Source organism: Enterobacter sp. JMULE2 (genome assembly GCF_013337145.1).
Lineage (GTDB): Bacteria > Pseudomonadota > Gammaproteobacteria > Enterobacterales > Enterobacteriaceae > Enterobacter > Enterobacter mori.
This window is the reverse complement of sequence record NZ_SGWD01000018.1, coordinates 135,291-153,507: the sequence shown is the minus strand read 5'-3', so window position 1 is coordinate 153,507 and position 18,217 is coordinate 135,291. Positions and strand designations below refer to the sequence as shown.

13 protein-coding genes are annotated in these 18,217 nt (G+C 49.7%); all 13 read right to left on the bottom strand.

Annotated features, from left to right (window positions below):
• Positions 1-17 precede the first annotated feature (17 nt).
• The 13 genes from EXW94_RS25340 to tssH all read right to left on the bottom strand — a co-directional run bounded on the left by EXW94_RS25340 (position 18) and on the right by tssH (position 18,157).
• Positions 18-881 carry a PASTA domain-containing protein gene (locus tag EXW94_RS25340; protein WP_174341366.1) on the bottom strand — a complete coding sequence of 288 codons (864 nt, stop codon included), beginning with the start codon at positions 879-881 and terminating at the stop codon, positions 18-20.
• Positions 882-950: 69 nt separating this feature from the next.
• Positions 951-2,135, bottom strand: a complete 1,185-nt coding sequence (locus EXW94_RS25335) for a tetratricopeptide repeat protein (protein ID WP_174341365.1) — start codon at positions 2,133-2,135, stop codon at positions 951-953.
• Between the two features lie 55 nt (positions 2,136-2,190).
• Positions 2,191-3,204, bottom strand: a complete 1,014-nt coding sequence (locus EXW94_RS25330; protein ID WP_174341364.1) for a hypothetical protein — start codon at positions 3,202-3,204, stop codon at positions 2,191-2,193.
• 2 nt (positions 3,205-3,206) lie between these two features.
• Entirely contained in the window at positions 3,207-6,578 is a 3,372-nt protein-coding gene (locus EXW94_RS25325) for an ImcF-related family protein (RefSeq protein WP_174341363.1), read from the bottom strand.
• Positions 6,571-7,779 (bottom strand): hypothetical protein, encoded by a 1,209-nt coding sequence (locus tag EXW94_RS25320; RefSeq protein WP_174341362.1) that lies wholly within the window; start codon positions 7,777-7,779, stop codon positions 6,571-6,573. Before EXW94_RS25320 ends, EXW94_RS25325 begins: the two co-directional genes overlap by 8 nt.
• Positions 7,780-7,781: 2 nt before the next feature.
• The gene (locus tag EXW94_RS25315) at positions 7,782-8,045 is read right to left on the bottom strand and encodes a PAAR domain-containing protein (RefSeq protein ID WP_115197487.1); all 264 of its coding nucleotides are present in this window, start codon (positions 8,043-8,045) and stop codon (positions 7,782-7,784) included.
• Between the two features lie 222 nt (positions 8,046-8,267).
• Entirely contained in the window at positions 8,268-8,771 is a 504-nt protein-coding gene (locus EXW94_RS25310; protein WP_174341361.1) for a hypothetical protein, read from the bottom strand.
• Between the two features lie 46 nt (positions 8,772-8,817).
• Positions 8,818-9,267, bottom strand: coding sequence for a hypothetical protein (locus tag EXW94_RS25305; protein WP_174341360.1), 450 nt, complete (start codon positions 9,265-9,267; stop codon positions 8,818-8,820).
• Positions 9,257-12,034, bottom strand: coding sequence for a glycoside hydrolase family 104 protein (locus EXW94_RS25300; protein WP_254797893.1), 2,778 nt, complete (start codon positions 12,032-12,034; stop codon positions 9,257-9,259). Before EXW94_RS25300 ends, EXW94_RS25305 begins: the two co-directional genes overlap by 11 nt.
• The gene (locus tag EXW94_RS25295) at positions 12,035-12,505 is read right to left on the bottom strand and encodes a DUF3828 domain-containing protein (RefSeq protein WP_174341359.1); all 471 of its coding nucleotides are present in this window, start codon (positions 12,503-12,505) and stop codon (positions 12,035-12,037) included.
• A gap of 73 nt (positions 12,506-12,578) precedes the next feature.
• Positions 12,579-13,124: a DUF3828 domain-containing protein gene (locus EXW94_RS25290; RefSeq protein WP_254797892.1), complete on the bottom strand. Its 546-nt coding sequence runs from the start codon at positions 13,122-13,124 to the stop codon at positions 12,579-12,581.
• Between the two features lie 6 nt (positions 13,125-13,130).
• Entirely contained in the window at positions 13,131-15,488 is a 2,358-nt protein-coding gene (locus EXW94_RS25285; protein ID WP_174341358.1) for a type VI secretion system Vgr family protein, read from the bottom strand.
• Positions 15,485-18,157, bottom strand: coding sequence for a type VI secretion system ATPase TssH (gene tssH, locus EXW94_RS25280; protein ID WP_174341357.1), 2,673 nt, complete (start codon positions 18,155-18,157; stop codon positions 15,485-15,487). The genes EXW94_RS25285 and tssH overlap by 4 nt, the downstream gene beginning before the upstream one ends.
• Positions 18,158-18,217 lie beyond the last annotated feature (60 nt).

The following is an 18,217-nucleotide window of genomic DNA, read 5'->3' as shown; positions in this document are numbered from 1 at the left end:
TTAAACGCTTCCATTGATCATTGTTCCGGACAGTGGGCACCGTAATCGGTTACTGTAAAATCATCCCCCATTGTTATGACATTCAAAGAGATCCCACCTTCACGTTGATAATCGAAGTTACAGAATCCAAATCCAGTTCCAGAACAAGAATCCACTTCGGTTATTCCTTCGGAATTTAGCTCTTTGGCAATGGAGTCGCTCTGATCCGCTTCGGTATTTTCAGGCTTCCATCCATAATCTTTGAGCAATTTTCTGGCGCTTTTAATATCTTTTCCGTAAATGTTTGGTACAGGTGCTATCCCATTACAGAATGGTTCTATCGGTGCAATTGGCTGAACACGAGCAATATTACCGTCATAAAACAAATCAGCAACTGCGGCCATACCCGGGAAAAATTCTCTCAGACGAAATGTGTTATTTAAATTGGTTTTGGAAACTGCACCCAAAGGCGAATTTGAGCCATCGGTGATTTTATCACCATAAATTAAAGCCTGGAGAGAACCCTTGCTATAAATTGCCACATTTCCATCTTTGACAAAGCAGGATCCGCTTGTCCCATCCTCACCTTTGCTGAAAAAACCAACGATAGTCAGATCACCGTTAGAGATTTCATTAATCACTCTCCATCCCAGAGATGAAACGGCTTTTCCCTCGATAGTCCTGGGTGGATCTCTATCACAATTTAATACAGGCTCATCAGAAGGTGTTTTCTGAGGCGCTGCTGGCAATTTATTAATGGCGACAATATGCAAGCCATCTACCGTTGATGATACTTTAGGTATATTTTCCGACGCACTGGATGAAAAGGTGGTTGTTAAAAACAACAATTTGCAAGCACATATTAAACAGTGTGTAAATCGACTGGTATATTTTAAAATCATAGATGCCACATGGTTTTTAAAAGCATAACGTTTCGCATGTGAAACGTTATGCGGAAAGAATATTAACATTTAATTTATTTTGCTGCTTACTCTTAATATCGCATTATCGTAAACAGGGTTTTGCTTTTCATTTTTTGCCGCCTTATAATAATTAAGGGCTTCATTATACTGGCCTTCGCCTTCGTATATTTTCCCTATATTATAATTTGCACCAGCCCGGATTGTTGCTGCATTTTTACCAGAGGCCAGTGTAATAGCTTTGCGGTTTGCCCATATAGCTTCAGCAGTACGACCAACCTTCTGATATACCAACCCGAGATTGCCATATGCCTTGCCATTTTCTGAATAGTTATTGACTGACTCTGTGAAAAACGAAATTGCATCCTCATATTGCTTCCGACGGTATGATTCTTCACCCTTAAGATTCAGCGCATTTGAAATATCAATTTGCTCAGCTCCCCAGTTTTGATGAGGCAACGTTGCGTTGCTATTCAAAAGTGGCGTTAAATCATTATCGATATCACCGGCACCGACAGAAATACCTTTTATATTGTTCACATCTTCGATGGCACCATTCTCATTAACTTTAAAAACAGTCCATAAATTCCCCGACTGGTTTTTAGGAACATAATATGTCCGAACTAACGACTCCCCAACATAAACAAACACTTTTGCTTCACTGTTGGAGAGATTCTTGGTATCTGGATCAGACTTATCACTATAGTCGTGAACAGCATAAACATAGGGCTTCCCATTCTCTCGTTTGGTTAACGTAATAGTCTCAGGTCCATAGCTATCTGTATCATCAACGTCAAGATTTCCATTATCGCCCAACTTATGGTCGAAGAAGATATGATTTCCCGGATATACCATATGTGAATCAAGATCAGAAGGTGAACTTCCCCACCCCAAAACCACGCGCATACTATCTAGCCCTTTCATTGTTGGGCTTAATGCATAGCTCATCCCACCACATGGACATTTCGCCACCAGGGTTGAATATCCACTTTTTTTGATAATTATCAGACTGTCATTTGTATCGGATGCATTATTCCCAATCTGGGCATTCCCAGAGCCATCACTCAAAGACGAAATGGATTGTTCGCCGTTTCGCTGAATAACAACCTGCGCTCCAGGTATTTTTTGATCTTTAACGACAGCACTTAAGACCTCTACAGATTTACTTTCTGCATAACCAACAAAACTGAATGAGATTGATAAGGCCAGTAAACTTAATTTAATTACACCCTTCATGTTTATCCTTAAATAACTTCTATATTTCAATATAATTAAACCGACACATCTTAATTCAGGAGGATTTGTCGATGTCTTTCATGAATCTGATGACGGCTTCCAGAGAATCGTCATCCTTACCATTGACGATTTGCGGTGGCTTCCATTTCAGCAACATACTTTTCTCTTCACCCTGAGTGGGTTTGCCCTTCCAGTAGCTTTGCCAGTGGGCCTTTCGGACATGGGGACGAAGGCGCCGATGGGGCGCGGAGGATCTGTCCCCTGAGGGACTTGCTTCCGATACTCGCGGTGCCTGTCTCAGTGCCGAACCGGCCCGGACACCCGCAAAAATTTGCACGGGTTTATCCGGAGGAATGAAGCGCTGATGCTTTCCGACGCGTCTGGGGGCTGGCCGGACGGGTTTCCCCTGCCTGCCCCATTCACTGTTCTCAGAGCAGAGCCAGAACAGCACCGGCAGTACCGCGTTCCAGAATCCATGGATCCCCTTCTCCTGCTGACTGATGGCCGTGGAAACAGGGTTGGTTAAGGCGAGGTACTCCATCCCTAACGGAATGTTCTGCCGGGAAAGCGGATCCTGAGCCAGCGTCAGGGCGAGCAGCGCATCCGTCTGGTTATCATGATCGGCAAGGGTGAAGAAAGCGCCCATCAGGGCGCCCTGACCTTCCGCAAAGACCGTGTCAGCCGGGAAATCGAGCCAGAATCCCCAGAACGGCAGGCGGCGAAGCATTTCACCTGACAGAGCATCTGTCTGACGGGTTTCACCCAGGATCCGAAAGAGGGATTCATCGCAGTGAAGGAGTGTTTTACCAGTGCGCCAGGCCGCAAGCGCCATATAAACGATATGTGGCGGGAAACGCTTCATGAGTACGGGGCTAAGAAACCCTTCTGCGGGCGCCGGATTATGCTTCAGCCAGTCAGTAATCCAGGCCCGGCACTGTTGAAACGTCATAAAGCGCCAGGGGGCCGCTGATTCAGGCTCCCGCCATTTATCCACCTTGCTGAAAATGCCCGGGGACCAGCCTTCCACCTGTTTTGCGAAAGCGAGTGCCGGATGAAGTTTCCCGCCCATCGTTACTGGAGCTCGTCTGCGCCAGCGGCGACGTTAAAGATAGCGCTGGGCAGCGTGAATCCCTGTAGCTTCAGTAATGCAAGCGGGCCGTTGCCGAGCTCGCTGCGCATGACAAACTTCAGCGGGTTGCCGTCGGCCGTGATCCACACCAGTTGCGTCCGACTGGCATCCAGAGGGGTGATGAGAGCTTTATCCAGCAGGCGAATGAAACCCCAGTTGCCCTGGTTGTTTGCATAGAGTTGCATACCACTGTTCACACTCCGCCAACTGAGCGACACGCCCGGATACCAGGTATTCCCCGGCCAGGTGAAGCTCTGCCAGCTTTCCATCTGGTTGAAGTAATCCAGGTTTTGCTCATCAAGGGTAAGCTGCACTCTGGCGACATCCCTCGAAGGACGCGCCATCAGTTCGAAGTGAACACCTGCATCGCCCTGAGAGAACACAATATCTGACAGTTCTGCCAGCTGGTTAATCGCCTGAAGGAAATCCGGGCTCACCACCATCCCCTGGCTTGCAGAAGGGTCAACGACCCAGCGATTTCCTTCCTGATGAAGGATCCCGCCAAGATTAGTTTTCAGGAAGGTCGTGATTCGACCCGAGTCGCTACGCAGGAATTGTGCCAGTAACGGCAGTGAGGCATCGCTGCCGGTGGCTTTAAATGGATACCGTCCCGCAAAGGCCTTATTCCACTGATCGACAATGGTTGTCTGCCAGCGGGCATTGAGACTACCCGCCGCCGGGGCAAGCACCTGCCGCCAGGCCAGATCCAGCGGTTGCACAAACAACGACTGGCCAAATCCGTTCCACTCCTGCCCCAGGCTTGCCGCAACCAGACTGCCATAATCGCGGGTGTCCGTCAGATCGATGGCTTTACCCTGGAACACGGTCTGGGCCAGCATCTGCGACATAGCCTGCGGATCCGGGGCGCTGGTGACCTGTTGAAGCTTCAGTCGCACCTGGGTAACACGGGCAAGCCAGGACTGGAAACTGAGATTACCGTTGCTACCGGTTCCCTCTTTACCTTCCATCAGACCCATCAGCGGTCCAAATACACCATCGAGCGGACCTTTAGGGCCCTGCGCCTGTTCGATAAACTGTCTGGCATTTTTTTTCTGGCCGATCAGCTTCTTGGCTGAGTCCACTAACGAATCAGCCAGTGCCTCACCCTTTTGCCCTGTTTTTCCCTGCCAGGCCAGCGTGTTCATCAGAGCAACCAGCGGTGACTGGCGGACATCGCCGATCAGATTGAGCTGGGCAATCGCTTCGGAAAGTGATGTGGCTTCCTGCCACTGAATGCTGTTGACCATGTTCAGCCATGCATTACCAAAATCGGTAAAGTAGCGTTCTGTCAGACGGGCCTTCAGCGCCTCCGGGGAGATGTCGCTCCCTGACTGGTGCGTCTTATCCGTGAGTACCCAGTCAATTTCATCGCGACGGGTTTTGACAACCTCGTTAATCGCATCCTGAACCTGCTCTTCCCAGGCCTGACGCGTAAACATTCCCGGGACGACTTCGTCAGTGCTGAATACCGTTGAGGCATCGGTGTCGCCGGTCATATCGGCAAGGGTCAAATCAGGCCAGTTGCTGGCAACGCGCTTCAGCATGTCCTGGTATAACCCGGATTCAGCGTTACGCTGGCCTATCTGCTTGAGCAGGATCTGACGGACCGTGCTGATTAATTCAGCGTCGGGCTTAATTTTCCATTCCGGATGAGCCGGGAGGTTCTGTGCGTAGAAGCCCAGCAGTTTCGGTGCCAGGTCCTGCCATGTGCCATCCGGAACATTCTGACGTTTCGGCCAGGCGACCAATACGTTTTTTGCCAGCCAGCCTGCGTCCGCTTTATCCGGACGGGCCAGCATCAGATAACTTTTCAGCATATCATAGGTGTGCTGTGTGCCCTGCGTACGGGCATCACTGGCAGGAGGAAGTTGCACAAAGGCATTCAGCTGCTGCCTGAGACTCTCTGCGGTGGCATCCCTCATCAGCTGTGCGTTGTTTTTCGCATACAGCGGCCAGAGCGCGGCCAGCGTGTCGCTGTCCTGATTAAGACCAAATCGGGTGTACCACGGAGCGCCGGTTACTTCACGATGTTGCAAACGGGCGATAGATTGCTGTAGTACGAGCTGGTTGTGCAGGCGTTCAGCCAGGGGTTTTGCAGTATCCGCTGCCTGCCTTGCCGTCTCCTGCGCCTCATAAATCTGAGCCCGGTTAACGACGAGCGACAGCAGAGTACCGGCTCCCCATAAAAGGATCAGGGAAAGCAGGAGTAATCGCAGAACCTTCAGCCCGTTGAAGCCCAGCTTTCTGCCGCTGACGGCATCACAGTCATCAATGACTGCCTTCCATGTCGGGGTGTCGAGACGTGTGTTCGGCACCGTTCCGGCACCGGCCAGTTCTGGACTGAACATGACCCCGCGTAAACGCCAGGCCGCAGATCCCTGCATTAGCCCGCTGAGTAAAACGGTCAGGCTGGCCTTCAGTTCGTGTCGCAGGCGTGAGGACAACTGAAGCAGGCCGTCATGTGCCGGATTCTTCAGTATCTGTGCCATACCGAATTTTTGCAGGCGTTGTGCCAGTGTAGAAAACGCTTCATGTGCCCCTTTTACCGTGCCTTCCGGACCAAAAATAACCCCTGCTGGCGTCGTTTCCGCGTCTGGTTGAGCGCCTGTCGCTTTGTCTGTCAACCACAGCCAGACAGGGGCCTGCCAGCCAAGCAGATGGTCTGTTTTCTGGCGGCAACGCAAAAAGGCATCCCGTTCACTATCCGTCGGGAGGGTTGAAGTATTCATCACCTGAATGATGCCATCAAGCGGGTGATCGGGCCGCAGGCGTTTCAGTTTTGACAGGAAGATCTCATCCGGGAGCGATTGTGCGTCACCACCATAAATCAGTACGTTGCCGTCGCCTTCCTGCCAGAGGTCATGACACAGGCCGGGAGCAGCTTTGTGAACGTCGTCCTGGTTGCCCATAACCAAAAGGAGACGCACTTTACGCTTCCAGCGGCGTCCATAGCGAAAGCGCAGGTGTTCGGACACGACGTCTTCGCTGAAAACGGGTTCATCGTCGTCTTCTTCACTGGGAATTGGGTTCGTCAACGGAGCAGCACTCTCAGCTTTTTTCTGCCCCCACTGGAAATACAACCCGGATTTACCCGCGTGGTCGAAAGCCTTCTCTATCAGCCAGCCGAGTAAAAATATCGCGGCAACCAGTATGGCGCAGAAAGTGAGTATCCGTTGGCCATCATATGGCCCGAAGCCGGTGGCAGAGGCCACATTTTCCGGAAAGGCATAAAACAAAAATGCCACGATGACTGTCAGGAAAAAGGCGACAGTCACAACTGAGCCGATGAGTGTTTTTACTTTTACCTTAGACATTCTTAGGCGATTCCTTGCGAACTTCTTCTTTGGTGATGACGGCAACCCAGATGTCGTCCTTGTCAGCGGCGGGTTGTGCGGCGATAACCTGCGGCCCGCGTTGTTCAACGTCAGCATTGGCAAGCGTGATAGCCAGCCATGGAGCCGCATGGCCTGTGTATCCCAGCACTGGATCGATACTGAAGTTGTCCTCAGAAAGACTAAATGCCACCCCGCTCTGCTCGCAGGCATTATTCCAGCCGCTTCCAGAGGTCAATGTAGGACCGGAGATCCAGCTTCCTTTGAGTTCATCGGGGCTGGTCTTCGCCCAGAGCATCGCCCGGGTGAGTGTCTTTGTGAGCGTTGTTTCTGCTCCCCTTTCGGGGCGATGAAGGCGGAGGGCATCCGGCCAGGCGTGGGCTTTGCGGTTGCTCAATACCACCATTGAGACGGCATCTGCGTCATCTTCCCGGGGGGACGCCGGTAACGACAGCGTGATGGCAACCAGAATGCCCGGATTGTCCCATCGCTTGTCCAGCCAGGCATCGAATGCGCTCAGCCCTTTTCCGGACATCAGGCGAAAAATTCTGCCGGTCTTTAGTGAAAGCTCGACCTTAAGCTGCTCTTCAATTAGTGGATACAGGTCGTTATCACAATCCAGCACCAGCCAGCAGGGCAGATCCGGCGGAAGCGGCTGAACGATCCCTTCTACACGCGTGGTCAGTTTAGTCACTGCCGCTGTCAGGGCTTTTGTTAAATCAGCCTGGTATTCTGTTAATGCCGCGTATCTGACCGGTTTGTCACATCCTCTTGGGCGGGAGAAGTCGATAGCGGGTGCTGCAACTTTCATTGCCTCAAGCAGGTCATCGGTTTTGTTTCCGGCCGGGGCCTGAATGTATGTACCGAGGATCCATGCGCAGCGCTGACCGCGAAGAATTTCACTGTCGATGAGCGTTTCACGGTCGACATTACGCGACTCTGCTCCGACCTGCTCTGCCTTATAGGCAACCCTGCGTAAACCGAAAAGAAGCCCCCATGTGCAAAACGGGAGGCCCAGAGCGGTGAACCAGAAGACAAATCCGGTTCGCTCTGATGTCCAGCACCACAGTGTCAGTGCTATGCCCCCCAGCATGACAAACGCGAGGAAGAGCAGCCAACGCCCGGTACCGGGACGCGGTATCTTAGGGGCCTTTTCAGGGATGGCATCCAGCCAGACGGGCATAATCAGGCAACCTTTGCAGCGGCAAATGAACTGATCAACGTGCAACCACAGGCACATTTGTGACCGTGAAATGCAACCGGTATACCATGATCAAGGTAATCAGGATTACCTTCTACGATGGTTGTTGGCCCGTGCCCCTCGACCGGGCAGGACACTTTGTCGCCTTTTCGGGCAACGCCAATACCGCCGAATTTCATCGTTTCGGAAGCAGTCAGTACCGAGCCGCCGTGAGTGGTTTTATCGCCTTTACGGATAATCTGGAGCATTACGTTTAACCTTTCATGAATATTCAAATGATAGCGTCAGTATAAAAACATAAGGATATTTTATTAGCATTTAATTTATTTCAAAAGTCGTTTAACTCATTGAGTATTGAAATGTTTGTGTTATAAAACCACGCTCCATCAACTGATGGAAGTAATTAATTATACAATTGAGGTAATGCTGGGAAAACATATCAAGTCGACCAGTGGTTATAATAAGTGTAGCTATTTTAACTTCGCGAGCTTGTTGTCTTTAAATATCCACACCTCAGAATTTTTAGAATCATTACCATCTTTAATATTAATTTTAACTTTATCATCGTCATTATTAACCACAACAGACCCCATGCAGTAATCTATTGGTTTATGCACCTGGATTTTATTTTCAGAATCCATGGAGATGATTCTTATTGCTCCAGCCTCACAAGCATTTCCCATTGGGGAATCCTGGAATATCCAAACTCCAGTCCAAGAGTCAGCAAGGAGAGAGTAAGATGTCAAATAGGAAGGAGATTCATACTCACACTCATGCCTCGAAACAACTTTATCATTAAAAGATATTTCACATTGGGTTCCATTTTTTAGTGAGTGAACTGTGGGCAAGTCGAAACTGTTGGCCATGCCATACATAGGTAAAAACGCAACTATTAACAATACCTGGCAGGCTCGCGGTTTCAATTTTGAAACCCAGCCTGAACAGATCAGGCTGTGAGAAAAGATAAAATCCATCCTGCTCTCCTATCAAATGACATTATAATATTGACTTTTTTTATTTTTAAAACTCACACTTATTCATTTCAACATTAAATCGATCGCCGGAAGCGACAACAAAATCCGGTTCTGATTTCCAGATGTAATTATTATTCTTTGTATCAAAGAATCCTATCCATTTCATATGCATGATACCATTTTTGAATGTAATATCAGCAATGGGCTTATTCTGAGAAATAACAGCCCAGTCAATAGTCTCGTTCATTGTTTCAATCACATCCTTGTAAAATAGCTCTAACTGACCATTGTGATCCTCTTGTATAATACCGGAAATATAAAGATTATTATCATTTACATTTATCTTTACTTCATTTGATGGCTCAATTTCCACAGTTCCACCAAATCCACCACACTTCACAGCCCAATAGCCCACTTCTTTTTCGATATTTGCAAATGCTAGAGCTGGTAATGCGCATACTAGTAAAATAATTGATTTTATAATTTTAGAAATCATTTAAAAACCCACGCTTTATATGTAAATTTGTTTTCCCTTCCAATTCCTCTTTGAGGAATACATCATAGTTCCTTAAACATTCGTTCAAAGACTTAATTGGTTGACCATGTCTGCCTGGTGGTAGACTTGCCCATTCATAACTGCAACTATTCTCAATAGCTTCTTTAATTTTATCTTGAATAATCATATTTAATGCATTGTCTCGTACTTTTTCCTTGAGTATTACAACACAAAGTAAATCTTGAGATTCAGGGCTAAAATCGGCAATGCCATATTTCTTTCTCCAAAAGGCAGTAGACCGATCATCCCAAGTATATCCCATAACTTGATATGCACCAGCTGCGGAAGATATATATATCTTACCTGTCTTCTTATTAGTCCTCGTGATTTTAATCTGTGGATGTGTTGAGAAAGTTTTATGATAATCCCTTATGAATGATTCACCACCAAATAATCGTTCATAGCCCTGTTCACCCGTAGTTCCTTCGCATACCCTGATCATTCTCATGAAAGCCCTTACTCTGGCTTCTTCTAGAGTTATATTTTTTGAGAATAAATAACTCAAAAAAACAATTGGATGCATATGCCATAATGAAGGGCCGAGTTTTTCCGTGGTCACATCTTGCATCCACGCCATTTTATCAAGAAAATCTTCACTGTATTTCTTCCACTCCGGAGCGTCTTTTTTCAACGCATTCAGGAACGGTTGCCAGATAGCATCACCTTTTTTGAAATACCAGTCGCTGGGATGTTTTACGATTGTTTTCTGAACGACGTCACGATAGTCAGGATTATGAAGTGCTCTCCAGTATTCCATTGGAGAGTAACGGTCGCTTCCGCTGTCAATTTTATCCAGCAGGCGCTGATAATTATGCTTCACGAGAGCATGACTGGTCCGCGTGTCTTCGGTCGCGGCCTGATAGAGTGAGTCGATGAGGTTACGGAAGAATCCAGTAGGCTGGTTTTTCCCATCCAGATAATCAAAGCTGGAAGGTTCTGCGGTTTCAGTTCTGAAGCCCAGCTTTGCCAGATCATACTGCGACAACAGTTGAGGCTCTGCCTGGCCTTTGGGGACATAGGCATTTTCTGGTCGTAGCTGCCAGTATTCCTGTTTGGTTGACTTATCGACTTCCGTTTGCACCTGACTCAGTGGAAGGGTCCCCGCTCTGGTTGTTACCCTTGTATCCTTTGTGAATGTTCCTGTTGCAACATCTTTTTTGTACAACACAAGGCCCGGCGAGTACTTCAGCCAGAGCGGATTTTTTTCTCCCACCTGCTCAGGGTTGGTCAGGAACTTTTCCAGATTATCATCCATACTCGTGCATTCGATATGTACCTGGTATCGCGCTTCATATCCGCCGTCCTTAGGTGCCTGATAATACCCCATGTGACCAACAGGGTCACCGGCGCAGATGGCGTAGGGTGTCGGGCACACAACCTCATCGAATTTCATTGCCTCTTTCGCTGGTGGCATTAGTTTTTGCCACCAGGAAGGCTGGGAGACACCGCTGGTACCCGGAGATATATTGTTCTTATCAACCAATATCCAGTATTGCTGACCGGGCTTAAAGGATGTTTTCTTGCCTTTCTTCACAGCATCTTCTGACAGACTGACAAAGGTCACCAGTCCGTACTCGCGGTTATTGAACGCGACGGTATGGAGACTTCCGTCAGACTTATTCCATTCTACAATTGCACCTTTCGGCATCGTGCCTTTTGAATAGCTGTCGCTGACTTCTTTGTTCTTTGTGCTGGCAGACATTACCCACTCTGGATCGTAGGCTGAAAGTGAGTCCTGTAGAGTCCACTTTGTTTCTGCCGGATTGACGGTGTAAGCAGAATATGGGGCCAGGTGCATGTACAGGGTATAGAAATGTAACCCGCTGGTTTCTTTTTCACCTGGCTGGATATAGTGTTTCACCAGAACGAATGAACCGGAAAAGCTCAGTGGGCCGGATTCCCATCCCAGCGTCAGATAATCCTTGCAGACACGATAAGCAACCACTTCACCGTCAGCCATGCATCGCACAGCCTGCTCACCTTTAAAGGGGACCGGGAAATCCAGTGCTTCGAGAGGCGACTTGCCACTAAGAGCGCACCATGGGGTCGTTGCTTCCGTGATATGGATCCCGCCATGCCACATCCCACTGCGACCAATCATATACTGCCCGGTGGATTCCCCCCCGATATGAGAGAGGATCTCTTCCTGATTTTTGAACTCACTTCCCCGACTGTTGGAGGGGATCGGCCAGACAATGTTGATCTTCCCTTTTTGGGTTTTAGGAGAGCTTTGGGTTGCACTATTGTTGTCTGAATAACGGTATAGTTTGTAGGCTATATTTTGGTCTCGGTATACCTGAGCAGGATAAAACCCCCTTTCCTGGACAAAATCAGATACCCAGTGTGTACCATTAAACATCGCCATATGACCGTGTACATGATGTGGTGCTGCCTGGATTACGACAACATCCCCCGCTTGCTGATCAGAAATTGTGAATATACCGCCACTACGAACTGTTGTGACGTTATCAACCACTTTAAAGTTATTTTCAAGCAGCCATGGACCATAATTTTTAGCTGATTCAATTCCTGAGTTTTTTACAGAGGCCCCTCCAGCAATTAATGCTTTTTTAACATAGCGGGCACATTTTGACTCGCCATACTTAAGCTTTTTATCTATGCCATTTTTAAAATTTTCAGCGTTAATTTTCGCTCTGGCCAGGGCTTGAGTGTTTAAAACACTAACTGCTACATTCTTGTCCAGCATTTATTCTCCCCCCTCTGCTTGTCGAGGGCAATAAATACTACTATGGGATATGGGCTTAACAGAATCCATTAACCAGTTCCCGTTTTCTTTAACCAGGTTAACGGCATACAGGTTTACGCCCTTACCATATCCTAATTTTAGCTTCACTTGTGCGACCTGGTTATTCTCTGAAACAGTTTCCACATTAATGCTGTCTTTCCATTCTTCACATATGTCCTGAGCATCGACAAAATAATCAGCACCCGATTCATCATTATCCCGCAAGCTTCTGAGATGCTCAGTTGTATATTCAAAAATAGCTTTTTGAGTCAGTTTATTAGCTGATTCCATATCAGGTACTTCAGACGCGACAAGGTAATCATGATAAAAATTTGCAACAATTTCCCGAGGCATTGAACTATCGTTTGCTGAAGCTGAGGCTATATTGGCCACGCAGAATAAGCAGCAAGCAAAAATAATCTTCTTCAACATGAACGTCTCTCCGTAGATATGTTGGTGTTTGTATAAGTAGTCGAGGTGAGAAATTTAGTAAGTGACCACGTTATTATTGTTCCGTTACGCTGGTGATTTTCCACTTCCCATCAATTCTCTTTAGCGTAACTTTAAATTTAACTTTAGGCTCGGAACCCGCCCCTAAAATAACGTTGACTGAAGAGTCATTCTCTTTCTGAGATACATCAAAGGTACTTATACTTGCTTTCCATGAAGGATAAATATCTTGTGATTTTGTAAAATAATCAACGTCAGTATCAACCCAAGCACCATGCCAGTTACAAATGTAACGCTCTTTAAACTGCTGGCATTCGCGCTTTTGTGAACATTTCCCTTCGAGTTCTTCTGCCGACACTGAATCATCAGAATCATAATTACACATCATTGAGTCGTTAATGCTTTTCATTAATTCATCAGAAACATATTGGCTGAGAAGTCGACTGTCGTCCGATGATTCTTCTTTCAAATATGACTTATAAAAATTGTACACGATGCTTTCTGGGCTCGTTTGCCCGGATGCAAGTGTAAAATTTGATAAACAAAGCAAAAATGCAAACAAAAAGACATTACGCATATGAGGAATTAATGGATTCATCATCAGCCCTTAGTCGTTAAAGGATTTGCTGCTGATTTTGCTTTCCTGAGTGATATCCGTCAGGCTGAAATTGGGTGTTTCGTTGGGGAGATTTGCGCCCGATCCTGGTACCAGATAGTCCGACGTCTTCATAATGAACTCACCTGATGAACCATGCTCAATGCCGTTCTTACTCAGCCTCAGGTAAGACCCGCCACCGTTAAGCGTAAGCGTTTCCGGGGTGCTGATAATAATTTCATCTTCACTACTGGTCACCGTCAGCTGTTTTTCAGAAAACAGTGCCATCGTGTTGTGCTGAGCCTGAATCTCGATGTCTCCCTGGTTAGCAACCAGCTTAGCCCCTTCTTTATGTACAAACATCCCCAGGGCTTTTTCTACCGTGACAGACAGATTCTTCATCGCACCGATATCAAGATGCTGACCGGCATTGATCATGGTATTGCGGGTACTGCTGAGCTGAAGATGTTCACCTGAGGTAAATGCCACACCTTGCGGAGCACTACCCAGCAGGACCGAAGACTGGAGGTCTTTGATTTTGTCGGTCACGAGACTAATCTGGGTATTGATGTCGCAGACCAGCGCTCCGGCGGCAACAGCTGCGCTGTTCAGCGCCTGCATCTGACTGTTGGCCTGGTTAATCTGATTAATGGCAGGGGCCATTTCCAGCACCGGCCCCTGGGCTTTGGACTGGGCATCAGCTGTCAGGAACAGCCCTTTTGCAGCCCGAACTGCGCCATGCTCGTCTGTACGCAGTTCAAAACCGGCGCCGCGCTTTTCTCGCTGGCCATTGACCAGGTGTCCCATGTTCAGTTGCGTTTTGCCATATTCCGTCGCGAGCTTGATATGCTCTTCCTGGCGCTTATCCTCCATCCGCAACTTATTGTTCGCCGGGGTACGCCACACGTTCCGCGTATGATTGTCACTGGTGACATGGTCCGGATGTTCTGAGTCGTGCAGGGCATAGGCGATATAGGGGCGATCAGGATCCCCGTTGTCGAAAATGACGGCCACTTCAGTTCCGTCGATAAGCGGAGAGTGGAAGCCGTAGGTATCACCGGCATAGGGTTTAGCCAGCCGCAGCCACAAATAGGCATAACCCTGTTCAGGACTGTTACGGTCATAGTCCAGTTTCACACGGTAGCGCCCTTCCGGGTCGAGCCAGGAATAGGTGTCCCCTTTTTGTGTGCTTTCCACCCGGGCTGGAAGCGTTCCGGATATCACCGGGCGATTGAGTAGAGCCGGACGGTAGCAGACGGATTCGCTATACGGGATGCCTTCAAAGGTCAGAGTAAAGCTACTTTTTCGTGAGCCGCTGGTGCGCACAGTGGTGATGACGATGCCTTCTTTTACGGTATCTGGAAGCGTTCCGTCAGTTTCCAGTACCTGACCTGGAGCCAGATGTGGGCTGGAGGAATGCCCGGTGACGTGATATTGCGCATTCAGAATGCGTTCGTGACGCAGACGGGCGAAATACGCTCCGGTCTCTGTGCTTTCAGTATCACCTTCTGTCAGAAAGGGCTCCGCATAATGGTACGTTTCCCCGGTGGTGATCCCTTCCTTACTGAAAATGCTTTCGGAACTGTCCTGAGGTTTCAGTGCTTCACGGTAGTTGTAGTCACGCGTGGCCACACTCCCGCTCACGACATGGTAGCCAGTCTGAATATTCCAGATACTCTCCTGCCCGCTGTCGCTCATCCCGGCCTGATTACGCAATGGCAGGGTGACACCAAATTCATACTGCTGCTGGCTGTCCTGGAAAATAACCACATCCTGTTCAAGACGGCTGTCCATTTCATAGCGCCAGTAAATGCCCACTTCAGCCAGCAAACGCTGGATAAACTCAAGGTCGGTTTCACGCCACTGGGTGATGAGCTCCCGGGATGGATACTCCCGGGAGAGCCGGAACTCAAAATCAGGCCCTTCCAGGCCGTGCTTACGCAATACCTGTTCAACCACCTCTATAACCGACTGATTGAGGTAGATCTCGCTCCCTTTCGTATAGCCCAGAAGGGCAATACGGGGAACGATCGTCAACGCGTAATGGGTATCATCATTCGAGGTGGACACGCGGCGAAAGGACTCCACTACGCCAAAAACCGTCCGTACCGGCAGAGCCGGTGTCCCGTCAAATACCGGGGTCTGGAAGGTAAATGACGCCGGTTTCAGCAATAACGACTCACAGGCGATATCTTTAGAGGAACAGGTAACCGCCACGTCATAACGCCATGGCTGGCTAAGGGATTCAACGGCGTTGTAACGCAGAACATCAAGGAAATCGCTGCATTCATGCACATCTACCCGGTAACGAGACTGGCCTGACAGCTGTTGCACCGCGTCGGTTGCTTTCCTGATAAGTGTTCCGCTCATGACGCCTCTCCTTCTGCCTGTTCATCAAATTCCAGTACAATGCCCTGTTCGTCATCCCAGGTCAGCTGTAGTGAGGACGGTTTTTGTTTCGCCGCCATATGGCTTAACAACTGTTGACTAAGAACCGGCAGGATCTGCTGGTTAAGCAGACTGTCCACGTTGCGGGCTCCGGTATCCGGCAGCAGACAGGCTGTCGTCAGGGTGTCGATGAGGCTTTCGCCAATGTGAGTGGAGATCCCGTAGTGCCGTTGCAGACGCGTGCTCACCTGTGCCAGTTTCATGTCGACAATGGTACGCATGGCATCTATTGCCAGCGGGCGGTATATCACCGTCTGGAAGCGAGCAAGCAGTGCTGGCTGGAAATGATCGCGAAGGATCGGTCGTAACAATTCATGCAGATCGCTCTCCGTGGCTTCTGGTTGCTCGTCCAGCAGCTGCATCAACTGATCACTGCCCAGGTTGGACGTCATCAGGATCACGGTATTGCGGAAATCAATTTCACGCCCTTCCCCGTCCCGCATAAAGCCCCGGTCAAAGACCTGATAAAACAGGTTCATCACATCCCGGTGGGCCTTCTCCACTTCATCCAGCAGCACCACGCTGTACGGCCGCTTACGGACCGCCTCGGTGAGAATGCCGCCCTGGCCATATCCGACATACCCCGGAGGGGAGCCTTTCAACTGCGAGACCGTATGCGGCTCCTGGTATTCAGACAGGTTGATGGTAATGAGCGATTTCTCACCCCCATACATAACGTCAGCAAGTGCGAGCGCGGTTTCTGTTTTGCCTACCCCGCTTGGCCCCACCAGTAAAAACACGCCCTGTGGCCCGTTCTCCGGCGTCAGGCCGGTTTTTGACGCCCTCAGTCGTTGGGCGATGGCATTCAGAGCGGGACTCTGACCGACAACCCGTGTTGCCAGCTGCTCTTCCAGCGTCAGTAATTCGGTTTGCTCATCCTTCATTAGCGACGAGAGAGGAACCCCTGTCCAGTCTGCGATAACGGTCGCAACGGTGCGGACATCAACATCCAGACCCAGTAATGGGCTGTTATTCTGAATTTGGGAGAGCTCCTGCTGGAAGGCGGAGATCTCTTTCTGGCGGCTGATGTCTTCCCGGCAGGCTTTCAGCGAGTCGGTGAGCTGCTTTTCGGTCTCATACTGTGAGTGAAGAGAAGCTTTTTGCTGATTGAGCTCCAGTGTGAGTTGTTCGATCTGCGGCAGACGGCTGGCATCAACGGTGTTACCCAGGGAAATATCTTCCAGCAACTCCTGCTGCTCCATGGCAAGCGCAGTCAGTTGGGCCTGCAATCGGGTAAGCTGTTCAGGCAGCGTGTCCAGGCTCATCCGTACCCGGGCCGCTGCGGTATCCAGTAAGTCCACCGCTTTATCAGGCAGCTGGCGTCCGGTCAGATAGCGGCGGGAAAGTGTCACCGCTGCGCGGACGGCTTCGCCGGTAATATGTACACCATGGTGTTCGGCATAGCGGGATTTAAGGCCACGAAGCATCAGGCAGGCCGTATCATCGTCCGGCTCATCAACCTTGACCATCTGGAAGCGGCGCTCCAGGGCTGCATCACGTTCGAAATACTGCTTGTACTCACTCCAGGTGGTGGCCGCAATGGTGCGCAGTTCGCCGCGAGCCAGAGCCGGTTTCAGCAGGTTGGCGGCATCTGCCCCGCCCGCCTGATTACCGGCCCCAATGATGGTGTGTGCTTCATCGATAAAGAGCAGCACCGGCACCGGGGAGTGCTGGACGGCGTCGATGATATTTTTCAGGCGCTGTTCGAATTCACCCTTTACACCTGCACCCGCCTGAAGCAAGCCCAGATCCAGAGTCCTGACGATGACGGGCTTAAGGCTTTCGGGCACATTGCCCTCGGCGATGCGCAGCGCCAGGCCTTCAACCAGGGCCGTTTTACCCACGCCGGGTTCACCGACCAGGATTGGGTTGTTCTTACGGCGTCTGGAGAGAATGTCCACCATCTGACGGATTTCGTTATCACGTCCAAAAACGGGATCAATCTTTCCTTCCCGGGCACGGGCAGTCACATCGACTGTAAAGCGATTGAGCACGGCCTCTTCCTGTGAAACGGCGGGAAGAGCACTTTCGCTTTCAGGTGGGTTTTGCCCTTCCCGTGCCAATGGCGCTGCTCTACCCATCATGGTGACATTGCCTGCTGATTCGCCGAGAGCCGCGTCACGACGCTCATCTGACTGGGTTTCCAGCAAGGGACGTAACCTTTCCAGCTGGCTGGTGGTCAGCGTCATTAAGGGCCAGAGGCCCTCACAGCGCGTCAGCCCTGACGTATCAATCATGGCCGTGAGCAAATGTATGCTGCGGATCTGCTCATCTCCGGCGAGCGTGGCGGCAAGCCAGGCCTGTTTCAGCAGGGTCTGGAGAGAGGCAGAGAGCTCTGGTCGGCTGCGTACTGAACGTGGCTGTGAATCAAGCCAGCTCAGGAGTGACTGCCAGACGGCATCCATATCCCATTCATAGCGACGGGCAAGAACGGTCAGGTCACCTTCGCCCTGCTCCAGCAACTTTAACAGCCAGTGCTCCGGCGTGATTTCTGCATGCGCGCGGGTCTGGCATAAAGAGGCTGCACCTTCCAGCGCCCTGGCGCAGTAAGGATTAAGTCGTCGTAGCAGGACTGCTGAATGATGTTCCATGTCGTTCCCTCTTGTTCAGGCACGCTACCGCCCATGGCCGTTAACCGATGCCCATAAGGT

Excerpts from the sequence above, each read along its gene's own strand:
- EXW94_RS25290 (WP_254797892.1), bottom strand. The coding sequence starts at position 13,124 with ATGATGAATCCATTAATTCCTCATATGCGTAATGTCTTTTTGTTTGCA.
- EXW94_RS25305 (WP_174341360.1), bottom strand. The coding sequence starts at position 9,267 with ATGATTTCTAAAATTATAAAATCAATTATTTTACTAGTATGCGCATTA.
- tssH (WP_174341357.1), bottom strand. The coding sequence starts at position 18,157 with ATGGAACATCATTCAGCAGTCCTGCTACGACGACTTAATCCTTACTGC.
- EXW94_RS25295 (WP_174341359.1), bottom strand. The coding sequence starts at position 12,505 with ATGTTGAAGAAGATTATTTTTGCTTGCTGCTTATTCTGCGTGGCCAAT.
- EXW94_RS25300 (WP_254797893.1), bottom strand. The coding sequence starts at position 12,034 with ATGCTGGACAAGAATGTAGCAGTTAGTGTTTTAAACACTCAAGCCCTG.
- EXW94_RS25340 (WP_174341366.1), bottom strand. The coding sequence starts at position 881 with ATGATTTTAAAATATACCAGTCGATTTACACACTGTTTAATATGTGCT.
- EXW94_RS25320 (WP_174341362.1), bottom strand. The coding sequence starts at position 7,779 with ATGCCCGTCTGGCTGGATGCCATCCCTGAAAAGGCCCCTAAGATACCG.
- EXW94_RS25310 (WP_174341361.1), bottom strand. The coding sequence starts at position 8,771 with ATGGATTTTATCTTTTCTCACAGCCTGATCTGTTCAGGCTGGGTTTCA.
- EXW94_RS25285 (WP_174341358.1), bottom strand. The coding sequence starts at position 15,488 with ATGAGCGGAACACTTATCAGGAAAGCAACCGACGCGGTGCAACAGCTG.
- EXW94_RS25325 (WP_174341363.1), bottom strand. The coding sequence starts at position 6,578 with ATGTCTAAGGTAAAAGTAAAAACACTCATCGGCTCAGTTGTGACTGTC.
- EXW94_RS25315 (WP_115197487.1), bottom strand. The coding sequence starts at position 8,045 with ATGCTCCAGATTATCCGTAAAGGCGATAAAACCACTCACGGCGGCTCG.
- EXW94_RS25335 (WP_174341365.1), bottom strand. The coding sequence starts at position 2,135 with ATGAAGGGTGTAATTAAATTAAGTTTACTGGCCTTATCAATCTCATTC.
- EXW94_RS25330 (WP_174341364.1), bottom strand. The coding sequence starts at position 3,204 with ATGGGCGGGAAACTTCATCCGGCACTCGCTTTCGCAAAACAGGTGGAA.